This window comes from Kitasatospora terrestris, from assembly GCF_039542905.1.
In the GTDB taxonomy this organism is placed as follows: domain Bacteria; phylum Actinomycetota; class Actinomycetes; order Streptomycetales; family Streptomycetaceae; genus Kitasatospora; species Kitasatospora terrestris.
The window spans coordinates 4,511,780-4,528,531 of the sequence record NZ_BAABIS010000001.1; the positions used below are offsets into that span (position 1 = coordinate 4,511,780).

General features: G+C 74.0%; 18 protein-coding genes and 3 tRNA genes. 14 read left to right on the top strand and 7 right to left on the bottom strand.

All coding sequences use genetic code 11. The features are described from left to right. The first annotated feature begins 83 nt into the window (after window positions 1-83). The 6 genes from ABEB06_RS20825 (at window position 84) to ABEB06_RS20850 (ending at window position 4,855) form a co-directional block, all read left to right on the top strand. Window positions 84-293, top strand: a complete 210-nt coding sequence (locus tag ABEB06_RS20825; RefSeq protein WP_345698384.1) for a hypothetical protein — start codon at window positions 84-86, stop codon at window positions 291-293. Continuing rightward, window positions 290-562, top strand: a complete 273-nt coding sequence (locus ABEB06_RS20830; RefSeq protein ID WP_345698385.1) for a hypothetical protein — start codon at window positions 290-292, stop codon at window positions 560-562. The genes ABEB06_RS20825 and ABEB06_RS20830 overlap by 4 nt, the downstream gene beginning before the upstream one ends. A 230-nt stretch (window positions 563-792) precedes the next feature. Next, entirely contained in the window at window positions 793-1,710 is a 918-nt protein-coding gene (locus ABEB06_RS20835; protein ID WP_345698386.1) for a bifunctional DNA primase/polymerase, read from the top strand. 169 nt (window positions 1,711-1,879) lie between these two features. Beyond that, complete coding sequence (locus ABEB06_RS20840; protein WP_345698387.1) at window positions 1,880-3,202, top strand: DUF3987 domain-containing protein; 1,323 nt, start codon at window positions 1,880-1,882, stop codon at window positions 3,200-3,202. A 259-nt stretch (window positions 3,203-3,461) separates the two neighbouring features. Next, window positions 3,462-3,650 (top strand): helix-turn-helix domain-containing protein, encoded by a 189-nt coding sequence (locus tag ABEB06_RS20845; RefSeq protein WP_345698388.1) that lies wholly within the window; start codon window positions 3,462-3,464, stop codon window positions 3,648-3,650. Further along, entirely contained in the window at window positions 3,650-4,855 is a 1,206-nt protein-coding gene (locus ABEB06_RS20850; protein WP_345698389.1) for a site-specific integrase, read from the top strand. The genes ABEB06_RS20845 and ABEB06_RS20850 overlap by 1 nt, the downstream gene beginning before the upstream one ends. Window positions 4,856-4,943: 88 nt before the next feature. Here the strand turns inward: ABEB06_RS20850 and ABEB06_RS20855 are convergent. The 4 genes from ABEB06_RS20855 to ABEB06_RS20870 form a co-directional block, all read right to left on the bottom strand. After that, window positions 4,944-5,017: transfer RNA gene (locus ABEB06_RS20855), tRNA-Phe, on the bottom strand. Between the two features lie 27 nt (window positions 5,018-5,044). Continuing rightward, a tRNA-Asp gene (locus ABEB06_RS20860) sits at window positions 5,045-5,118 on the bottom strand. Between the two features lie 45 nt (window positions 5,119-5,163). Then, a tRNA-Glu gene (locus ABEB06_RS20865) sits at window positions 5,164-5,236 on the bottom strand. 138 nt (window positions 5,237-5,374) lie between these two features. After that, a complete protein-coding gene (locus ABEB06_RS20870) occupies window positions 5,375-5,716 on the bottom strand; it encodes a metallopeptidase family protein (protein ID WP_345701923.1) in 342 nt (113 codons plus the stop codon). A 97-nt stretch (window positions 5,717-5,813) separates the two neighbouring features. On the opposite strand from ABEB06_RS20870, the gene ABEB06_RS20875 reads away from it, so the two are divergent. The 6 genes from ABEB06_RS20875 to ABEB06_RS20900 all read left to right on the top strand — a co-directional run bounded on the left by ABEB06_RS20875 (window position 5,814) and on the right by ABEB06_RS20900 (window position 12,392). After that, window positions 5,814-6,296 carry a fluoride efflux transporter FluC gene (locus ABEB06_RS20875; RefSeq protein WP_425559667.1) on the top strand — a complete coding sequence of 161 codons (483 nt, stop codon included), beginning with the start codon at window positions 5,814-5,816 and terminating at the stop codon, window positions 6,294-6,296. Further along, entirely contained in the window at window positions 6,293-6,634 is a 342-nt protein-coding gene (locus ABEB06_RS20880; protein WP_345698390.1) for a DUF190 domain-containing protein, read from the top strand. The genes ABEB06_RS20875 and ABEB06_RS20880 overlap by 4 nt, the downstream gene beginning before the upstream one ends. Next, a complete protein-coding gene (gene crcB / locus ABEB06_RS20885) occupies window positions 6,631-6,990 on the top strand; it encodes a fluoride efflux transporter CrcB (protein WP_345698391.1) in 360 nt (119 codons plus the stop codon). Before ABEB06_RS20880 ends, crcB begins: the two co-directional genes overlap by 4 nt. Window positions 6,991-7,969: 979 nt before the next feature. After that, window positions 7,970-10,252: a DEAD/DEAH box helicase gene (locus ABEB06_RS20890; RefSeq protein ID WP_345698392.1), complete on the top strand. Its 2,283-nt coding sequence runs from the start codon at window positions 7,970-7,972 to the stop codon at window positions 10,250-10,252. 120 nt (window positions 10,253-10,372) lie between these two features. Then, a complete protein-coding gene (locus ABEB06_RS20895) occupies window positions 10,373-11,185 on the top strand; it encodes a TIGR02452 family protein (RefSeq protein WP_345698393.1) in 813 nt (270 codons plus the stop codon). Window positions 11,186-11,231: 46 nt separating this feature from the next. Next, the gene (locus tag ABEB06_RS20900; RefSeq protein ID WP_345698394.1) at window positions 11,232-12,392 is read left to right on the top strand and encodes a low temperature requirement protein A; all 1,161 of its coding nucleotides are present in this window, start codon (window positions 11,232-11,234) and stop codon (window positions 12,390-12,392) included. 7 nt (window positions 12,393-12,399) lie between these two features. Here ABEB06_RS20900 and ABEB06_RS20905 read toward each other — a convergent pair whose 3' ends face one another. Continuing rightward, window positions 12,400-13,101 carry a tyrosine-protein phosphatase gene (locus ABEB06_RS20905; protein ID WP_345698395.1) on the bottom strand — a complete coding sequence of 234 codons (702 nt, stop codon included), beginning with the start codon at window positions 13,099-13,101 and terminating at the stop codon, window positions 12,400-12,402. A gap of 155 nt (window positions 13,102-13,256) precedes the next feature. Beyond that, window positions 13,257-14,003, bottom strand: a complete 747-nt coding sequence (locus ABEB06_RS20910) for an SDR family oxidoreductase (RefSeq protein ID WP_345698396.1) — start codon at window positions 14,001-14,003, stop codon at window positions 13,257-13,259. Window positions 14,004-14,101: 98 nt separating this feature from the next. Here ABEB06_RS20910 and ABEB06_RS20915 point away from each other — a divergent pair, with 98 nt between their 5' ends. Continuing rightward, the gene (locus ABEB06_RS20915; RefSeq protein ID WP_345698397.1) at window positions 14,102-14,710 is read left to right on the top strand and encodes a transglutaminase-like domain-containing protein; all 609 of its coding nucleotides are present in this window, start codon (window positions 14,102-14,104) and stop codon (window positions 14,708-14,710) included. Here ABEB06_RS20915 and ABEB06_RS20920 read toward each other — a convergent pair. Continuing rightward, window positions 14,689-15,888, bottom strand: a complete 1,200-nt coding sequence (locus ABEB06_RS20920) for a DNA glycosylase AlkZ-like family protein (RefSeq protein ID WP_345698398.1) — start codon at window positions 15,886-15,888, stop codon at window positions 14,689-14,691. The two genes, ABEB06_RS20915 and ABEB06_RS20920, sit on opposite strands and share 22 nt — an antisense overlap. Window positions 15,889-16,035: 147 nt before the next feature. Between ABEB06_RS20920 and ABEB06_RS20925 the strand changes: the two genes are divergently transcribed. Further along, window positions 16,036-16,707, top strand: a complete 672-nt coding sequence (locus ABEB06_RS20925) for a nucleotidyltransferase domain-containing protein (protein WP_345698399.1) — start codon at window positions 16,036-16,038, stop codon at window positions 16,705-16,707. Window positions 16,708-16,752 lie beyond the last annotated feature (45 nt).

Sequence of the window (16,752 nt, forward strand, 5' to 3'; positions counted from 1 at the left end):
TACGGCTACGCACAGCTACCAGCGAGGCCCCGCCCGAACCATCGCGGGCGGGGCCTGGCACCGTCCCGGAAGGGAGCCCTGCCGTGTCCCAGAACGCCATCCGGCCGCTCGCCGCCACCCACTTCCGCGAGGCCCTGACCGCCACCGCTAACGGCGACCCCGCCCTCGCCCTCGCCGCGCTCATGCACATCGACCCCGAGTCCTGGGCCGGAATCCAGCACCGCCTCAACCAGCTCGGCACCGACCTGCTCGACGTCCTCGCCCACACCGCAGCAACGGGAGGCACCAAGTGAGCACCACCAGCGACCTGATCACCGCCGCCGTCCTCTTCGGACCCGGCGCCCTGCTCTCCATCCCCGTCATCGCCTCCCAGCGCGACGCCAAGGCCGACTCCGCCCGCGTCCAGGCCGTCCTCGCCCACTCCGCCTACGAGCGCGCCGTCCTCGCTGACACCGAGGACGCGGCCCCCATCCCGCCGGACGGCGGCCAGCCCGCCCCCGCCCCCACTGAGGCCCCGCGGCTCGCGGCCGTCATCGACCTCGACACCCGCCGCGCCGCCTGAGAACGGCCCCGTCGTGGCCGCTCTCGACTGGCGCGACGCACTACGACCGCACCCGCACCCTTCCGTGCCGCTGGTGCGGCTACCCAACCCCGCTGCGGGACGACCAGTGCAGGCCTTCGCACAAGGTCTGCGCCGAGCAGCAGCAGGACACCACCGACGTCAGCAGCCCGCCCGCCGTAACCGCCACGGCGGGCGGGCTGCTGACCCAACCTGACCAGCAGGAGGAGTCCTTGACTGATTGGGACCGTGCGCTGGCCGCCGCGCACTTCGCCGCCGAACGCGGCATGGCCGTGTTCACCCTCGCCCGATCCAAGAAGCCCGCGATCCCCTCGCCGCACCCGCCCGGCCGCGAGCGCGACCAGTGCCGGGCCGCCTGCGGCCGGTTCGGGCACGGCGTCCACGACGCCACCGACGACCACGCCCGGATCGACGCCATGTTCCGGGCCGCCCGGTGGGCCACCGGGTACGGCATCGCCTGTGCCCGGGCCCCGCACCACCTGATCGGCCTCGACCTCGACCGCAAAAACGGCCTCGACGGCATCGCCGACCTCGCCCGCCTCGCCACCGAACACAGCTTCACCGTTCCGAACACGGCGACCGTGGCCACGCCCTCGGGCGGCCTGCACCTGTGGCTCGCCGCCCCGCCCGAGGCGGTGTTCCCGAACTCCGTCGGTGCCGTTGCGCCCGGGATCGACGTACGCGGCCCCGCCGGCTACCTGGTCGGCCCCGGCTCCCTCGGCACCACGGGCCGGTACGGCTTCGCACCCGGAACGGACCCGAACCTGATCGCACCGTGCCCGCCGGAACTGCTGGCCCTTCTCACCCCACCGCCCGCTGCGGCCGTGCCGGTCGTGGACGCGGCCGGGCTGCGGGAGCGGATCCACCACCAGAAGCCCTACGTACAGGCCGCCCTCGACCGGGAAGCCGCTCTTGTCCGCGCCCAGACCTACCCGGGACGGGCGAAGCGGCTGTTCGCCTCCGCCGCCGCCCTCGGCCGGCACCTGCCCACGGGCGTTCTGGACGAGGCCCTGGCCTTCGACACGCTGCTGGAGGCCGGTACGGCCACCGGCCTGAGCCCGGCCGAGTGCGAGCACACCATCCGCCGCGGCCTCGCCCGAGGCGCCGGCACCCTCCGCCCCGCCGCCTGAACAGCCCGCCCCGTGCCGCACGAGGCCGGAGAAGCGCTTCTCCAGCCCCCGCCTTCCGCCACGCCGCCGATCACGCCCGCCGCTGTCGACCCGAAGGGACCAGAGCCATGGCATCCACCGCCCGCCGCGCCCAGCACACCCGCGAGACGGCCCGCCGCCGGGAGGCCGCGTGAGCGTCCCCGCCCAGGCCCCTCCAACCGCCACCCCGGCCGCCACCGCCGGGCCGGTGCAGGACGTGTTCTACGGGCCGCTGCTCGGGGTGGAGCGGCCCGCCCGCCCCGGTCCGGTTCCGGACATGGCGGTCTTTCAGGGCTGGGTCGGCCAGACCGTGCGGGACCTCGACCCCACCACGGAGGCCGACCCGGTCGGGGTGCTGGTCAACCTGCTCTCCGCCGCCGGCGCGATGCTCGGCTCCGGCCCGCACCTGCGGATCGGCAACGACACCCACCCCGCCCTGATCTGGGCCCTGACGATCGGCGCCACCGCCGCCGGCCGCAAGGGCGCCGGCACCAACACCGCCCGCCTGCTGCTGGCCGCAGCCGAGCCGGAGTTCTTCAAGGGCAACATGCTCTCCGGCCTGTCCTCCGGCGAGGGCCTGATCGAAGCCGTCCGCGACGGCGACCCCACCAAGGAGGACGACCCCGGCGTGATCGACAAGCGCCGGTGGATCGTGGAGTCCGAGTACGGCGTCACCATGGCCCGCTCCCGCCGCGAAGGGAACTCGCTCGGCGGCATCCTCCGCCAGGCATGGAACGGCGAAGACCTCGGCCTGATGAACCGCGCCGCGCTGCGGGTCACCGCCCCGCACCTCGCCATCATCGGGCACATCAGCCCCCGCGAACTGCGCGCCAAGATGCAGGACTCCGAGATGGCCGGCGGCACCTACAACCGCTACCTGCCGATCTTCGTCCACCGCAACCTGATCCTCGCCGAGTCCCGCGGCGCCGATCCCCAGCTGGTGGACAACCTGGCCACCGCCTGGCGGACCGTCCTCGCCGACGCCCGCCAGGCCGGCGAAGTCACCCTCGACGAGGCGGCCCGCAAGCTCTGGCGCGAGGACGTCTACCCCGCGCTGTGCGGGGACGAGGACGGCGACGGGCCACTCGCCGAGTTCACCGCCCGCGCCGCCCCCTACACGCTCCGCCTCGCCATGGTCTACGCCCTGCTCGACCACCAGCGGCAGATCGGCGAGGACCACCTGCGGGCCGCCCACGCCCTCGTCACCTACTCCCGCGCCTCCGCCGCCCACGTCCTCGGACTGGTCGAGCACACCACCGGCGACCGCAAGCTCGACAAGCTCGCCGCCGCCGTCCGCACCGTCGGCCCCCGCGGCCTGACCGGCGACGAGGTCTACCGCCTGTTCAAGAAGTCCACCAAGGACGAACGCGACCGCCTCGTCGCAGCCCTCCTCCAGCTCGAGGGCTACGGCAGCGCCCAGATCCCCGGCGCCGGCCGCCACGCCACCGTCCTGCTCTACGCCCCGCCCACCTGACCCAGGGGGTGGAAAGGGTGGAAAGGGGTGCTAAGCCCTCCCACCTGCGAAAACGCCGTGAGAGGGAGGGGTGGAAAGGGGGTGGAAAGGGGGGTGGAAAGCCCCCGCCCCCAACTCGCCTCCCGGGACGTCCGACCCTTTCCACCCCCCTTTCCACCCCCTTCTCACCCCCACCCTGCAGCACAAAAGCCCAGGTCACCGGGCTTAGCACCCCTTTCCACCCTTTCCACCCCCAACCCAGCACCGGGAAGGACCCCCGTTGGCCACCGCCATCCCCGCAGTCCTCACCGTTCCCGAGGTCATGGCCGCCCTCCGGCTCAGCCGCAGCAAGGTCTACGACCTCATCCGCTCGAAGAAGCTCGCCACCTTCACCGAGGGCCGCAGTCGCCGGATCCCGGCAGACGCCCTCGCCGCCTACATCCGCACCAAGATGGAGGAAAACGCCTAATGCCCAAGCGTGCCAATGGCGACGGCAGCATCACCAAGGTTCCGCACCGGGACCTGTACCTGGCGAGGGCCTACGTGACGACGACCTCGGGCCTGCGCAAGCGGGTCTCGGTCTACGGCAAGACCCGCGACGAGGCTCGCGAGAAGCTCACGGCCCTTCAGGCGCAGGACCACCAGGGCATCCCGGTCCCCGACACGAACGTGAAGATGGCCGAGTACCTGACCTATTGGCTGGGCGCGGTCGTGAAGGTCAACCGGCGTCCGAAGACACACCAGGGCTACGAGAGCGTTGTGCGGGTCCACCTGATCCCCGGGCTCGGCAACAAGAAGCTCCGGACCCTCAAGGCCGCCGAGGTTCGGACCTGGCTCGCCCGGGTCGCCTCGACGTGCCAGTGCTGCAAGAACGGGTGGGACGCGGCCCGCCGCACGCCGGAGTGCTGTGCGGCAGGGGAGTGCTGCGACTCGCGGCTGTCGCGCCGCATGGTGCAGTCGATCCACGCTGTCCTGCGGAACGCCCTGGAGAACGCCGTAAGGGAGGAGCTGATCCTGCGGAACGTCGCGAAGCTGGTGCAGGTGCCCACGCCGGAGTACGGCACCGGCAGGGGGCTCACGGTGCCGCAGGCGCGCCTCCTCCTGAAGGCGGCCAGCGCGGACCGCCTCCACGCGCTCTACGTCCTGGCCCTGGCCATGGGGATGCGCCGCGGAGAGCTGCTGGGCCTGCACTGGGCGGCCGTGGACCTCGACCGCGGCACGCTGATCGTGTCCAGCAACCTCCAGCGGGTGGACGGCGCCCTGCAGCTCGGCCCGACCAAAACGACTTCCTCGCTCCGCACACTGCCGCTCCCGCCGCTCGTCACGGAGGCCCTGGGGGCCCACCGGGAGCGCCAGGCCCAGGAGCGGGTGGCGGCCGGCGAGCGGTGGACGGACAGCGGCCTGGTGTTCACCAGCCGGATCGGCACGGCGATCGAGCCGGACAACCTGCGGCGGAGCTGGTACCCGCTCCGGGACCGGCTCGGGCTCACGCTCCGGTTCCACGACCTCCGGCACACCTGCGTGACCCTGCTGCTGGACCTCGGAGTGCCGCCGCACATCGTGCGGCAGATCGCCGGCCACAGTGATATCGGGGTGACCATGAAGGTCTACGCCCACGCCTCGCTGGACGAGCAGCGAAAAGCCCTCGGCTCGCTCAGTGACCGACTCGCCTGATCTGTTGGCGTACGGGTTGGTGCACCAGGCATGAAAACGGCCCCGGAGAGTGATCTCTCCGGGGCCGTTTTGCCTTTTCAGGCGCTTGTGGCCAGGGCCGGGGTCGAACCGGCGACCTTCCGCTTTTCAGGCGGACGCTCGTACCAACTGAGCTACCTGGCCGTACTGCACCGTCTCTTGCGAGACGAGCGATCCCGACGGGACTTGAACCCGCGACCTCCACCTTGACAGGGTGGCGAGCTAACCAACTGCTCCACGGGACCTGGCGCGGAGAACTGCTCCGCACAGGACCTTACTACGGTACTGCGTGCCCCCAACGGGATTCGAACCCGTGCTACCGCCTTGAAAGGGCGACGTCCTGGGCCACTAGACGATGAGGGCTTGCGGCCCGTTTCCGCTGTTTCCAGCGTTCCGGGGACGTCGAGAAGCATATGGGATGCCGGGCGGGAACACCAAAACGATTGCGGCGGGGCCGTCGGTGTCGTGTCGGCCGGCCGGGTCGGGCGTGGCGGGAGGGGGTCAGGACCAGCCGAGCTCGTGCAGCTCGTGGTCGTCGAAGCCGAAGTGGTGGGCGACCTCGTGGATGACCGTGGTGCGGACCTCGTCGACCGTCTCGTCGTAGGTCTCGCAGTGCCGCAGGGTGGGGCCCATGTAGACGATGATCCGGTCGGGCAGGACCCCGGCGTACCACTCGCCGCGCTCGGTGAGCGGGGTGCCCTCGTAGAGGCCGAGGAGGTCGGGGGTGGCGGGGTCGGGCTCGTCCTCGACGAAGACCGCGACGTTGTCCATCATCGCGGCGAGCTGCGGGGGGATCTGGTCGAGCGCGTCGGCGACCAGCGTCTCGAACTCGTCCCGGTTCATCTCCACGGCCTCATTGTCGGGTGTGCGGTGACGCCGTGCCAGGTGATCGCCGGGATCGTCGCGGGAGTTTGCCCGGGCGGGTGCTTGACTGTGGGGTGTGCGTTCGGATCCGGCCAGTCTGCAGACCTCCGGCCCGGCGGCCCCGGTGCGGGCGCCGGGGCCGCTGCGCGGGCAGGGTCCGGCGGTCGCGGTGGTGGCGGTCGGCGGGGTGCTCGGGGCGTGCGCCCGGTACGGCGCGGGGCTGCTGTGGCCGACCGCGCCGGACGGCTTCCCGTGGACGACCCTGCTGGTGAACGTGGTGGGCTGCGCGGTGATCGGGGTGTTCCTGGTGCTGATCACCGAGGGGCCGGTGCGGCCGCATCCGCTGCTGCGCCCGTTCTTCGGCACCGGGGTGCTGGGCGGGTTCACCACCTTCTCGACGTACGCGGTGGACATCCAGCAGCTGTTCGAGCACGGGCTGCCCGGGCGCGGGCTGGCGTATCTGGCGGGCACGCTGCCGGCCGCGCTCGGCGCGGTGTGGGCGGCGGCCGCGGCGACCCGGTGGGCGCTGGCGGCCCTGGAGCGGAGGGGTGCGGGGTGATCGGGTCCGTGCTGCGGCTCACGGTGCTGGTGGGCGAGAACGACCGGTGGCGGCACCGGCCGCTGTCCAGCGAGATCGTGCACCGGGCGCACGCGGCGGGCCTGGCCGGGGCGAGCGTGTTCCGGGGCGTGGAGGGCTTCGGCGCGTCCTCGGTGGTGCACACGGCGCGACTGCTGTCGCTGGCCGAGGACCTGCCGGTCGCGGTGGTGGTGGTGGACGAGGAGGAGCGGGTCCGGGCGTTCCTGCCGCAGCTGGACGAGCTGGCGGTCCGGGGGCCGGTGCTGCTGGACCGCTGCGAGGTGTACCGCTGGGGCGGGCGGAAGGCGGACCCGGCGTGAGCTGGCTGCTGGTGGTCGCCGGCGCCGCCGTCGGCGCGCCGCTGCGCTACCTGACCGACCGGGTGGTGCAGTCCCGGCACGACTCGGTGTTCCCCTGGGGCACGTTCGCCGTGAACGTGTCCGGCAGCCTGCTGCTGGGGCTGCTGGTCGCCGTCGCCACGCCGGACGTGCGGCTGCTGCTGGGCACCGGGCTGTGCGGGGCGCTGACCACGTACTCGACGTTCTCGTACGAGACGCTGCGGCTGGCCGAGAGCGGGGCGCGGTTCTACGCGGTGGCGAACGTGGCGGGGACGCTGATGGCCGGGTTGGGTGCGGCGTACGTGGGTTCGGCGCTGGGTCACGCGTTCTGGGGCTGAGCCGGTCCGGTCGGGCGGTCCGGCCGCCGTCCGGGGCGGGGGCCGCTGTCCGGGCCAGGGCCGGTTGTCCGGGTCGGGGAGGGCCGGGGTGGGGCGTACGCGGGCGCACGGGGCCGTTCGGGGCGGTCGGCCGTGTCCGCCGGGGGGCCCGCGCGTTGGGCACCGAGAACGTCGGTGCGGCCCGGTCCGGGCCTGCGCGGGAGGTGGCTCGGTGGTGGCGGTTGGTTCGACGGTTTCGACGGTTCCGACGGTGAGGGCGGCCGGGGCGGGGCGCCGGACGGTCCGGGCGGCGGTGGGCACGGCGCTGGCGGTGGTCGCCGGGCTGGGGCTGTCGGGGTGCATGTCGGTCGGTTCGGACGCGGCGCCGGGGCCCGGCGGGGCCAGCCAGTCCGGGCAGACGGGCCCGGCGGGGAAGGCGGGCGGCGCCGCGAGCGCGGGCCGCGGCACGGCCGGGCAGCGCGGTGAGCACGGCGGGACGCTCTCCATCGACGCGGCCTCGCCGGTCGCTTCGGCGTCCGCGTCGGCGCCCGCCCCCGGGGCGACCCCGCCGGTGGCCGGGGTGCCGGGGCCGCCGGTGGTGGTGCCGGGGCCGAGCGGGTCGGCGGAGCCGCACCCGTCCGCTTCGGCGAGCGCGGGCGGGCCGGGGGCCAGCCCCTCCGCCCCGGCGCAGCCCTCGCCCAGTGCGACCGCCGGGAGCCCGGCGGCGTCGCCGTCGGCGCAGCCGGATCCTTCGCCCAGTGCCCCGGGTTCCCCGGCCGCGAGCGAGGCCCCGTCCCCGCATTGACGGTCTGGCCAGCGCATTTGCCTTTGATCCGGAGGTTCCCCTATGGTGGTAGATCGTTCGTTTGATCCTATTTGGCTGGCGCCCTACACCCACTCGGCGCCCTTGGCGCGTTCCGGCGATCCGTGGCTGACCGCATAGAGGCGGTTTTAAACAGAACCCCGGACTTTGGCGCGTGCCACTTCCGGAAGGTTTTTCATGTCTCTCGTTGACGACGCCCGCTTCGCCATGCCCGCGAACGGTGACGACGCCGCCGACACCCTCGTCCCCGCCGACCTCGACATCGAGGCCGAGCTGGACGACGACCTCGACTCGCTGGACTCCGCCGACCTCGACACCGCCGACGAGGCGGACGAGGCCGCCGCCGAGCCCACCATCACCTTCGGTGACCTGGGCCTGCCGGACGAGGTCGTCCGCGCCCTCGCCAAGCGCGAGGTCACCACCCCGTTCCCGATCCAGGCCGCGACCATCCCGGACGCCCTGGCCGGCAAGGACGTGCTCGGCCGCGGCCGCACCGGCTCCGGCAAGACCCTGAGCTTCGGCCTGCCGCTGCTCACCCGCCTGGCCGGCGGCGACCGCACCCGTGCCAAGCACCCGCGCGGCCTGATCCTGGTCCCGACCCGCGAGCTGGCCATGCAGGTCGCCGACGCCCTGGAGCCCTTCGGCTCGGTGCTCGGCCTGCGCCTCAAGGTGGTCTGCGGCGGCACCTCGATGTCCAACCAGATCTACGCGCTCGAGCGCGGCGTGGACGTCCTGGTGGCGACCCCGGGCCGTCTGCGCGACCTGATCAACCGCGGCTCCGCCAAGATGGACGACGTCGAGATCGCCGTCCTGGACGAGGCCGACCAGATGGCCGACATGGGCTTCCTGCCCGAGGTCACCGAGATCCTCGACCTGGTGCCGGCCGGCGGCCAGCGCCTGCTGTTCTCCGCCACCCTGGAGAACGAGATCGACACCCTGGTCAAGCGCTACCTGAAGAGCCCGGTCACCCACGAGGTCGACCCGTCGGCCGGCGCGGTCACCACCATGACCCACCACATCCTCGTGGTGAAGCCCAAGGACAAGGCGCCGATCACCAACGCCATCGCCGCCCGCAAGGGCCGGACGATCATCTTCGTCCGCACCCAGATGGGTGCCGACCGGGTCGCCCAGCAGCTGCTGGAGGCCGGGGTGAAGGCCGACGCGCTGCACGGCGGCATGACCCAGGGCGCCCGTACCCGCGTCCTCGGCGACTTCAAGGACGGCTACCTCAACGTGGTCGTCGCCACCGACGTCGCCGCCCGCGGCATCCACGTCGACGGCATCGACCTGGTGCTGAACGTCGACCCGGCCGGTGACCACAAGGACTACCTGCACCGCTCGGGCCGCACCGCCCGTGCCGGCCGCTCCGGCACCGTCGTCACCCTGGTGCTGCCGCACCAGCGCCGCGGCGTCTTCCGCCTGATGGAGGACGCGGGCGTGGACGCCTCGCGCCACATCCTCGACCACGCCTTCGACGCCGAGGTCGCCAAGATCACCGGCGCCCGCTCGCTGGTCGAGGTCCAGGCCGAGAGCGCGTCCGGCATCGCCGGCGCCGCCGAGCGCGAGGTCGCCGAGCTGACCCGCGAGCTGGAGCGCGCGCAGCGCCGCGCCACCGAGCTGCGCGAGGAGGCCGACCGCCTGGCCGCCCGTGCCGCCCGCGAGCGTGCCGAGCTGGGCATCGAGGAGGACGCCGAGCCGACCGCCGAGGCCGCCCCGGCCGAGGAGACCGCTCCGGCCGCTCCGGCCGAGGAGCGCACCCCCTCGTACCGCGAGGCGCGCACCGAGCGTCCGGCCCGTTCCTTCGACCGTGACCGTGACGACCGCGGTGGCCGCTCGGGCGGGTTCAACCGTGACGACCGTCCGGCCCGTTCGTTCGGTGACCGTGACCGCGAGCGCGGCGGCTTCAACCGCGACGACCGCGGTGGCCGCTCCGGTGGCTTCAACCGGGACGACCGCGGTGGTTTCAACCGCGACGACCGCGGCGGCCGCTCGGGCGGGTTCAACCGGGACGACCGTCCGGCCCGTTCGTTCGGTGACCGTGACCGCGAGCGCGGCGGCTTCAACCGCGACGACCGCGGTGGCCGCTCCGGTGGCTTCAACCGGGACGACCGCGGTGGTTTCAACCGCGACGACCGCGGCGGCCGCTCGTTCGGCGACCGTGACCGTGGTGGCTTCAACCGCGACGACCGCGGCGGCCGCTCCTTCGGCGACCGTCCGGCCCGTTCGTTCGGTGACCGTGACCGCGAGCGCGGCGGCTTCAACCGCGACGACCGCGGTGGCAGCAGCAGCCGTCCGTTCGCCCGCCGCGACGACCACCGCTCCGGTGGCCGCCCGGGTGGCTTCAACCGCGACGACCGCGGCGGCCGCTCCTTCGGCGACCGCGACCGCTCCTTCGGTGACCGCGACCGCGGCGGCTTCAACGGCGGCGGCGACCGCAACAAGCCGCGCTGGAAGAACTGACGCCCAGCACTCCTGAGACGAGCCCGTCCCACTCCGGTGGGGCGGGCTCGTCCGCGTTTCCGGGGCCCTCCCCGATTAATCATTCTCCATCTGAGAACAACTGGGTGTAGCGTCGCCGCCATGAGCAGTCGCAACCGGAACCTGTCCGTGGAGAACGAGGAGATCGCCGACCGCGGGAGCTACCGCGCCCCGTCCGGCGAGATGGTGCGGATCGGCGAGTCGCTGGCCGCCGCCCGGGCCGGCACCGTGTCGTACCCGCCGGACGCCGATCCCGGCGCGGCCACCGGGCCGTTCGCCGGGATGCCGGAGGTGACGGCCGAGGGCAGCATGACGGCCGCCCGGCGGCTGCTGGTACAGGGCGGCGAGCACGTCGCGGTGCTCAACTTCGCCTCGGCCCGCAACCCCGGTGGCGGCTACCTGCGCGGCGCCAAGGCGCAGGAGGAGGACCTGTGCCGGAGCGCGCTGCTCTACCGCTGCCTGCTGGAGGCACCGGACTACTACGAGGCGCACCGGGCCTCCACCGACCTGCGCTACAGCCACCGGGTGATCTGGTCGCCGCAGGTGCCGGTGGTCCGCGACGAGCGGGCGAACCTGCTGGCGCAGCCGTACCCGGTCTCGTTCCTCACCTCGCCGGCGCCCAACGCCGGGCAGCTGGCCCTGCGCTCGGGCGGGCGGCCGGTGGACGTCGGGCCGGAGCTGGCCGAGCGGGCGGTGCGGGTGCTGGCGGTCGCGGCCCGGCACGGGGTGAAGGAGCTGGTGCTCGGCGCGTGGGGGTGCGGGGTGTTCCGCAACGACCCGGCGGTGGTCGCGGAGGCGTTCGAGCGGGCGCTGCAGACCCACGGCGCCCCGTTCGGCCGGGTGGTCTTCGCGGTCTGGGACCGTGTCCCGGAGTCGGCGAACCGCGCCGCGTTCGAGAAACGTTTCGCGAACTGAACCGGTGGTGCCCCGGGCCGGGCGCCCGGTGATCCATACTCGCGGCGTGATATCCGACGCATCCCGTCCGGCGGCGGCCCGACCCGAGCTGAGGGTCAGCCCGCTGGAGCTCTTCTTCGACCTCGTCTTCGTCTTCACCGTCACCCAGTTGACGGACAGTCTGGCCCACCACCTGGACCCGAGCGGCTTCGCCCGGGTGCTGGTGATGCTGGCGGTCATCTGGTGGATGTACGACGCCTTCATCTGGCTGACCAACGCCATGCCGCCCCAGACCCACCCACGGCGCGGCCTGCTGCTGCTCGGCATGGCGGGCTTCCTGGTGATCTCGCTGACCGTGCCGCACGCCTTCGAGGGCAGCGGCGTGGCGTTCGGCTGGGCGTACGTGCTGGTGGTGGCCGTGCACACCGGGATGTTCGCCAGGGCCGGCGTGTCACGGCGCGCGGTGGCCCGGATGGGCCAGCTCAACCTGGTCAACGCGGCCCTGGTGGTGGCCGGCGGCTACCTGCAGGGGACCACCGAACTGCTGCTCTGGACGGCCGCGTTCGCGCTGCAGTTCGCCAACCCGTACCTGGTCGACCTGCCGCAGTTCCAGCTCCGCTCGGACCACTTCGTGGAGCGCCACGGCCTGGTGATGATCATCGCCTTCGGCGAGTCGGTGATCGCGATCGGCGTGGGCATCGGCGACGCGCACCTGACCGCCACCCTGATCGCCGCCGCGATGCTGGTGCTGGCGGTCTGCGTCGGCCTGTGGTGGGCGTACTTCGGCGAGGACGACGACGAGCGGGCGGTGCACTTCATGGCCGGGCTCGACGACGCCCGGCGCAACCGGCTCGCCGTCCGCCTCTACAACCTCGGGCACTACCTGCTGCTGCTCGGCGTCATCCTGCTGGCCACCGGCGCCAAGTCCGCCGTCGCCCACCCCGAGGAGGTGCTGCACACCGACACCGCCGGGGCACTGGCGGTCGGGGTGGCGCTCTTCCTGGCCGCCAACACCGCGATCCGCCGCACCATCGGGCTGAGCCCGCTGCTGCCCCGGCTGGTCGGGGCGGCCGCCGTCCTGGCGCTCGGCCTGCCGCTCGGCACCCGGGTCTCGGCGCTCGCCGAACTCGCGGGCACGGTGGCCCTGCTGGCGGTGGTCCTGGGCTTCGAGGAGCTGCGGGCCCGCCGCCCGGCGGCGCAGCGGGCCCGGGCCGTCCCGGTCGACTGACCGGTGCTCAGCCCGCGCGGAGGGCCCGGACCGCTGCCAGGTCCTCCGCGGTGGCGCCGTGCGCGAGCAGGTAGCCGTCCAGCGAGCCGTGCAGCTCGGCGATCCGGGCCAGCGCCGCCCGCAGGTTGGGCGCCTCGACCGGGTTCGACATCCGCTCCCGGCCCTCCTCGTCGGTGTACGGCACCGGGCCGGCGTCCAGCCCCAGGGCCGGGTTGGACCGCAGGAAGTCGGCCACCAGGTCGCCCTCCGGCATGCCGAGCAGGGTGTGCACGGCGGCCACGGTCAGCCCGGTGCGGTCCTTGCCGACCGCGCAGTGGACCAGCACCGCGCCGCCCTCCGCCAGCGCCCGCACCGCACCGGCCAGCGCCGCGCCGCCGACCTCCGCCATGAACGGGTACAGCTCCGCCGGGGTCTGCGGCCACGGCAGCCCGCTGTCCGCCGGGTCGGGCAGCAGCGGCAGGTGCCGGTACTCGACCTCCAGGCCGTGCAGCCGGTCGGGCCAGACGTCCAGCTCGCGGCGGCTGCGCAGGTCGATCACCACCCGGACGCCGAGCGCCTTCAGCCGCCCGGCGCCCTCCTCGGTCATGTGGAACAGCCCGCCGGAGCGGTACAGCCGGCCCGGCGGGAGCACGCCGCACCCCGCGTCGCGGAAGTTCGGCACATCGGGGACGTCGAGCAGGACGGGGGCGTCGTATGCGCTATCGGTCATGCCGGCAACGTTAGGCGGACCGCCCGCCCCGCTTCGCGGCGATTCCCGAGATTCCCTCCCGGGCCCGGAAGCGTTCACCCGGCGCGTCCGTCCGGTGCCGTCGACCCGGCGCGTTCACCCGGCGCGTTCACCCGGATCCCCTCGCCCGGACCGGTTCAGCGCCCCCCGGCGAGGTCCAGGATCGCCCCGGTGGCGTACGAGGACGCGGGGGAGAGCAGGAAGAGGATCGCCTCGGCGATCTCCTCCGGCCGCCCGCCCCGGCCCATCGGCAGTCCCGGGCCGAGCCGGTCCACCCGACCCGGCTCGCCGCCCAGCGCGTGGATGTCCGTGTGGATCAGCCCCGGGCGGACCGCGTTCACCCGGATCCCCTCGCCCGCCACCTCCAGCGCCAGGCCGCGGGTCATCGAGTCCACCGCGCCCTTGGAGGCCGCGTAGTCCACGTACTCGTTCGGCGAGCCCAGCCGGGAGGCCGCCGAGGAGACGTTGACGATCGCGCCGCCCTTGCCCCCGTAGCGGGTCGACATCCGCCGCACCGCCGCGCCCGCGCACAGGAACGGGCCGGTGATGTTCGCCGTCCAGATCCGCTCCAGCCGCGCCTCGTCCAGCTCGTCCAGCCGGCACTGCCGCTCCAGCACGCCCGCGTTGTTCACCAGCGCGGTGAGCACCCCGAGCTCGGCGTCCACGGTGGCGAACAGCCGCTCCACCCCGGCCGTCCCCGAGACGTCCGCCCGCACCGCGAGCGCGGTGCCGCCCGCGGCCTCGATCTCCGCCACCACCGCGGCCGCCGACGCCTCGTCGGACCGGTAGTTGACGCACACCGCGTACCCGCGGGCGGCGGCCAGCCGGGCCGTCGCCGCCCCGATCCCCCGACCGCCGCCGGTCACCACGACCACCTCGGACATCCGCCACCTCCGCGTGTACCGGTACCACTGCTCCCCGACCGTAGCCCACATGCTGGAAATCCCGGCCGGCCGCCCGCCGTTGCTCCGACCATGGCGGCATGACCGACACCACCACCGGTTCGCCGCTCGGACCGCTCACCCCCGACACCGCCGACCTCGACGCCTACCTCGCCGCCGACGCCGTGATCGACCACCGGCACCCGGAGATCGCCGCCCTCGCCGCCCGGCTGCGCGGCGCCGACGCCGAGGCCACCGCGCGGGCCGCCTTCGCGTACGTCCGCGACGAGATCGACCACTCGGCGGACGTCGACGTGTGGAGCGCCGCGTACCGGGCCTCGGACGTGCTCGCCCGGGGCAACGGCATCTGCCACGCCAAGTCCCACCTGCTGGCCGCCCTGCTGCGGGCCAACGGGATCCCGGCCGGCCTGTGCTACCAGAAGCTGGAGGTGCTGCACGGCCTGAACGCCGTGTACTGGCCGGAGACCGGGCAGTGGGTGCGGCTCGACGCCCGCGGCAACCGGAACGGCGCCGACGGCCGGTTCGCCACCGCCCCCGCCGAGGAGCGGACCGCCTGGGCCGACGACCCGGCGCGGGGCGACCACCACTACACCACCGTGTACGCCGCGCCGCCCGCCGACCTGCTGGCCGGGCTGGCCCGGGCCCGCGAGGGCGTGGCCGGCTTCGACTACCTGCCGGCGGAGCTCTGACCCGCGGCCCGCATCGCGGCGATCTTCGGGGCCCGGCTCTTCGGCGAGTCCAGGCTGAAGCCCCGGGCGTCGCCCAGCTCGTCCCGGACGAACGCCTCGGTGCGGGCGATCGCGGTCAGCAGCGCCTCGTCGGCCGGCACGAACAGGCTGTGCACGATCTCGGACCGCTCGGTGTCGTACTCCCAGAAACCGACGATCCGGCCGCGGTCCACCACGACGTGGCCCTGCGGATCGACCTCCGTACCGAGGACCCGCCCCTCCTTCGCCCCCGGCACCGGGCGGTCCGCGTCCACCGGGTCGATCAGCCGGGGCAGGTCGCGGTGCAGCAGGTGGAGCCCGTCGATCCCGGCGAGCAGCGCGTACGACGGCTCGTCCGGGACGGTGAACTCCCGGAACTCCTCGACCAGCGCGGCGGGCATCAGGAGGTCCGTCCCGGGCAGCTCGGCCAGGTCCAGCGGGGTGAGCGCCGCCTTCGCGGTCGCCGCGGAGAACCCCGAGAACCAGCGGAAGTGCCTCACCGACGCCGGAGCCGCCCACGCGAAGTACCGCTCGGCCAGCTCCGCCGCCGAACCGCGGACCGTCTGGTCCCACCCCACGTAGCCGTAACGCTGCTGGTCCAGACGGCCGTTGACCGGCACCCGGCGGATCCGGCCGCGCGCCTGGAGCAGCCCCAGCGCCAGCGGCAGCGTCGTCGACTGCCCGCGCTTCTTCCCCGCCTCGCCCAGGCTCCGGACCGCCCCGCCCACCCCCTCCCGGATCGCCGGCGGATCCAACGGCCGATCGGGGGACAGCAGTTCGGAGACGGCCAGGCAGAGCTTCTCGATCTCGTCCCGGGTCACCCCCAGGTGCCGCGACGCCGAGGCGATGTCCGCCTCCGGCGCACCCGCCCCGGCCGCCAGCCCCAGGGCGAAGTCCGACGCCGGCAGCACGTACGTGCACCCCCGGGCGGACGGCAGCTCGTGCACCTCCAGCGCCGCCACCGCCGCGTCCACCGCCGCCCGCCCCAGGCCCGCCCGGGCGAACATCCCCAAGTACGGCGCCGCTCCGCCCACCGAGCGCGCCCACCCGGTCGCCGCCAGCACCTCGGCCGGGGACGCGCCCGCACGGCCGCCGTCCAGCCACTGCCGGTGCGCCCACCAGGCGCGGAGCTTCACCGCGGGGATGTCCGTGTTCGCCATGCGCCCAGTATCGGCGCGCCCGGGCGCGGCGCGGCGCAGCGACCCGGCCGCTGATGCGGCCCGTGCCGCCCGGAATTCGCTCGCGCGGGCCGCCCTAGCCGGGTCACACTGCGCAGGACCCAGGTCCGTTCGCCGAGGAGGCGACCCATGCACGTCCTGCTCTCCGGTGTCGTCGGCTCCACCGCCTACGGCCTCGCCCACGCCGACTCCGACGTCGACCGGCTCGGCCTGTTCGCCGCACCGACCGTCGAGTTCCACGGCCTGCACCGGCCCGCCGAGTCGCACGTCTCCACCGCGCCCGACCGCACCCTGCACGAGGCGGCCAAGTGGTGCCGGCTCGCCCTGAGCTGCAACCCCACCGCCTCCGAACTGGTCTGGCTGCCCGAGGACCTGTACGAGGTGCGCACCCCGCTCGGCGACGAACTCATCGCCATCCGCCGGTCCTTCCTCAGCGCCCGGGCCGTCCGCAACTCCTACCTCGGCTACGCCACCCAGCAGTTCCGCAAACTCACCACCCGCGACCCCGGCGACCCGCGCTCCCGGGCCCAGGGCGCCAAGAACGCCCGGCACCTGGTCCGGCTGCTCGAACAGGGCCTCGCCCTGCACGAGACCGGCGAGGTGACCGTCCGTCTCGCCGAACCCGAGCGCGTCCGCGAGCTGGGCGAACACCTCGCCGAGAACCCGGCCGACGCCACCCCGCTGCTCGCCGACGCCGAGCAGCGCTTCGACCGGCCCGGCGCCCTCCCCGACGCCCCCGACGAGGCCCCCGCCGAGGCCTGGCTCCGCGCCGTCCGGGCCACCCACCTCACCCCCGCCTGACCTCCGCCGTCCCACCTGACGGACCTGCGACGCCGCCGGGCAATC

Excerpts from the sequence above, each read along its gene's own strand:
- ABEB06_RS20910 (WP_345698396.1), bottom strand. The coding sequence starts at position 14,003 with ATGTCCGAGGTGGTCGTGGTGACCGGCGGCGGTCGGGGGATCGGGGCG.
- ABEB06_RS20895 (WP_345698393.1), top strand. The coding sequence starts at position 10,373 with ATGAGCAGTCGCAACCGGAACCTGTCCGTGGAGAACGAGGAGATCGCC.
- ABEB06_RS20920 (WP_345698398.1), bottom strand. The coding sequence starts at position 15,888 with ATGGCGAACACGGACATCCCCGCGGTGAAGCTCCGCGCCTGGTGGGCG.
- ABEB06_RS20890 (WP_345698392.1), top strand. The coding sequence starts at position 7,970 with ATGTCTCTCGTTGACGACGCCCGCTTCGCCATGCCCGCGAACGGTGAC.
- ABEB06_RS20915 (WP_345698397.1), top strand. The coding sequence starts at position 14,102 with ATGACCGACACCACCACCGGTTCGCCGCTCGGACCGCTCACCCCCGAC.
- ABEB06_RS20870 (WP_345701923.1), bottom strand. The coding sequence starts at position 5,716 with ATGAACCGGGACGAGTTCGAGACGCTGGTCGCCGACGCGCTCGACCAG.
- ABEB06_RS20905 (WP_345698395.1), bottom strand. The coding sequence starts at position 13,101 with ATGACCGATAGCGCATACGACGCCCCCGTCCTGCTCGACGTCCCCGAT.
- ABEB06_RS20850 (WP_345698389.1), top strand. The coding sequence starts at position 3,650 with ATGCCCAAGCGTGCCAATGGCGACGGCAGCATCACCAAGGTTCCGCAC.
- ABEB06_RS20925 (WP_345698399.1), top strand. The coding sequence starts at position 16,036 with ATGCACGTCCTGCTCTCCGGTGTCGTCGGCTCCACCGCCTACGGCCTC.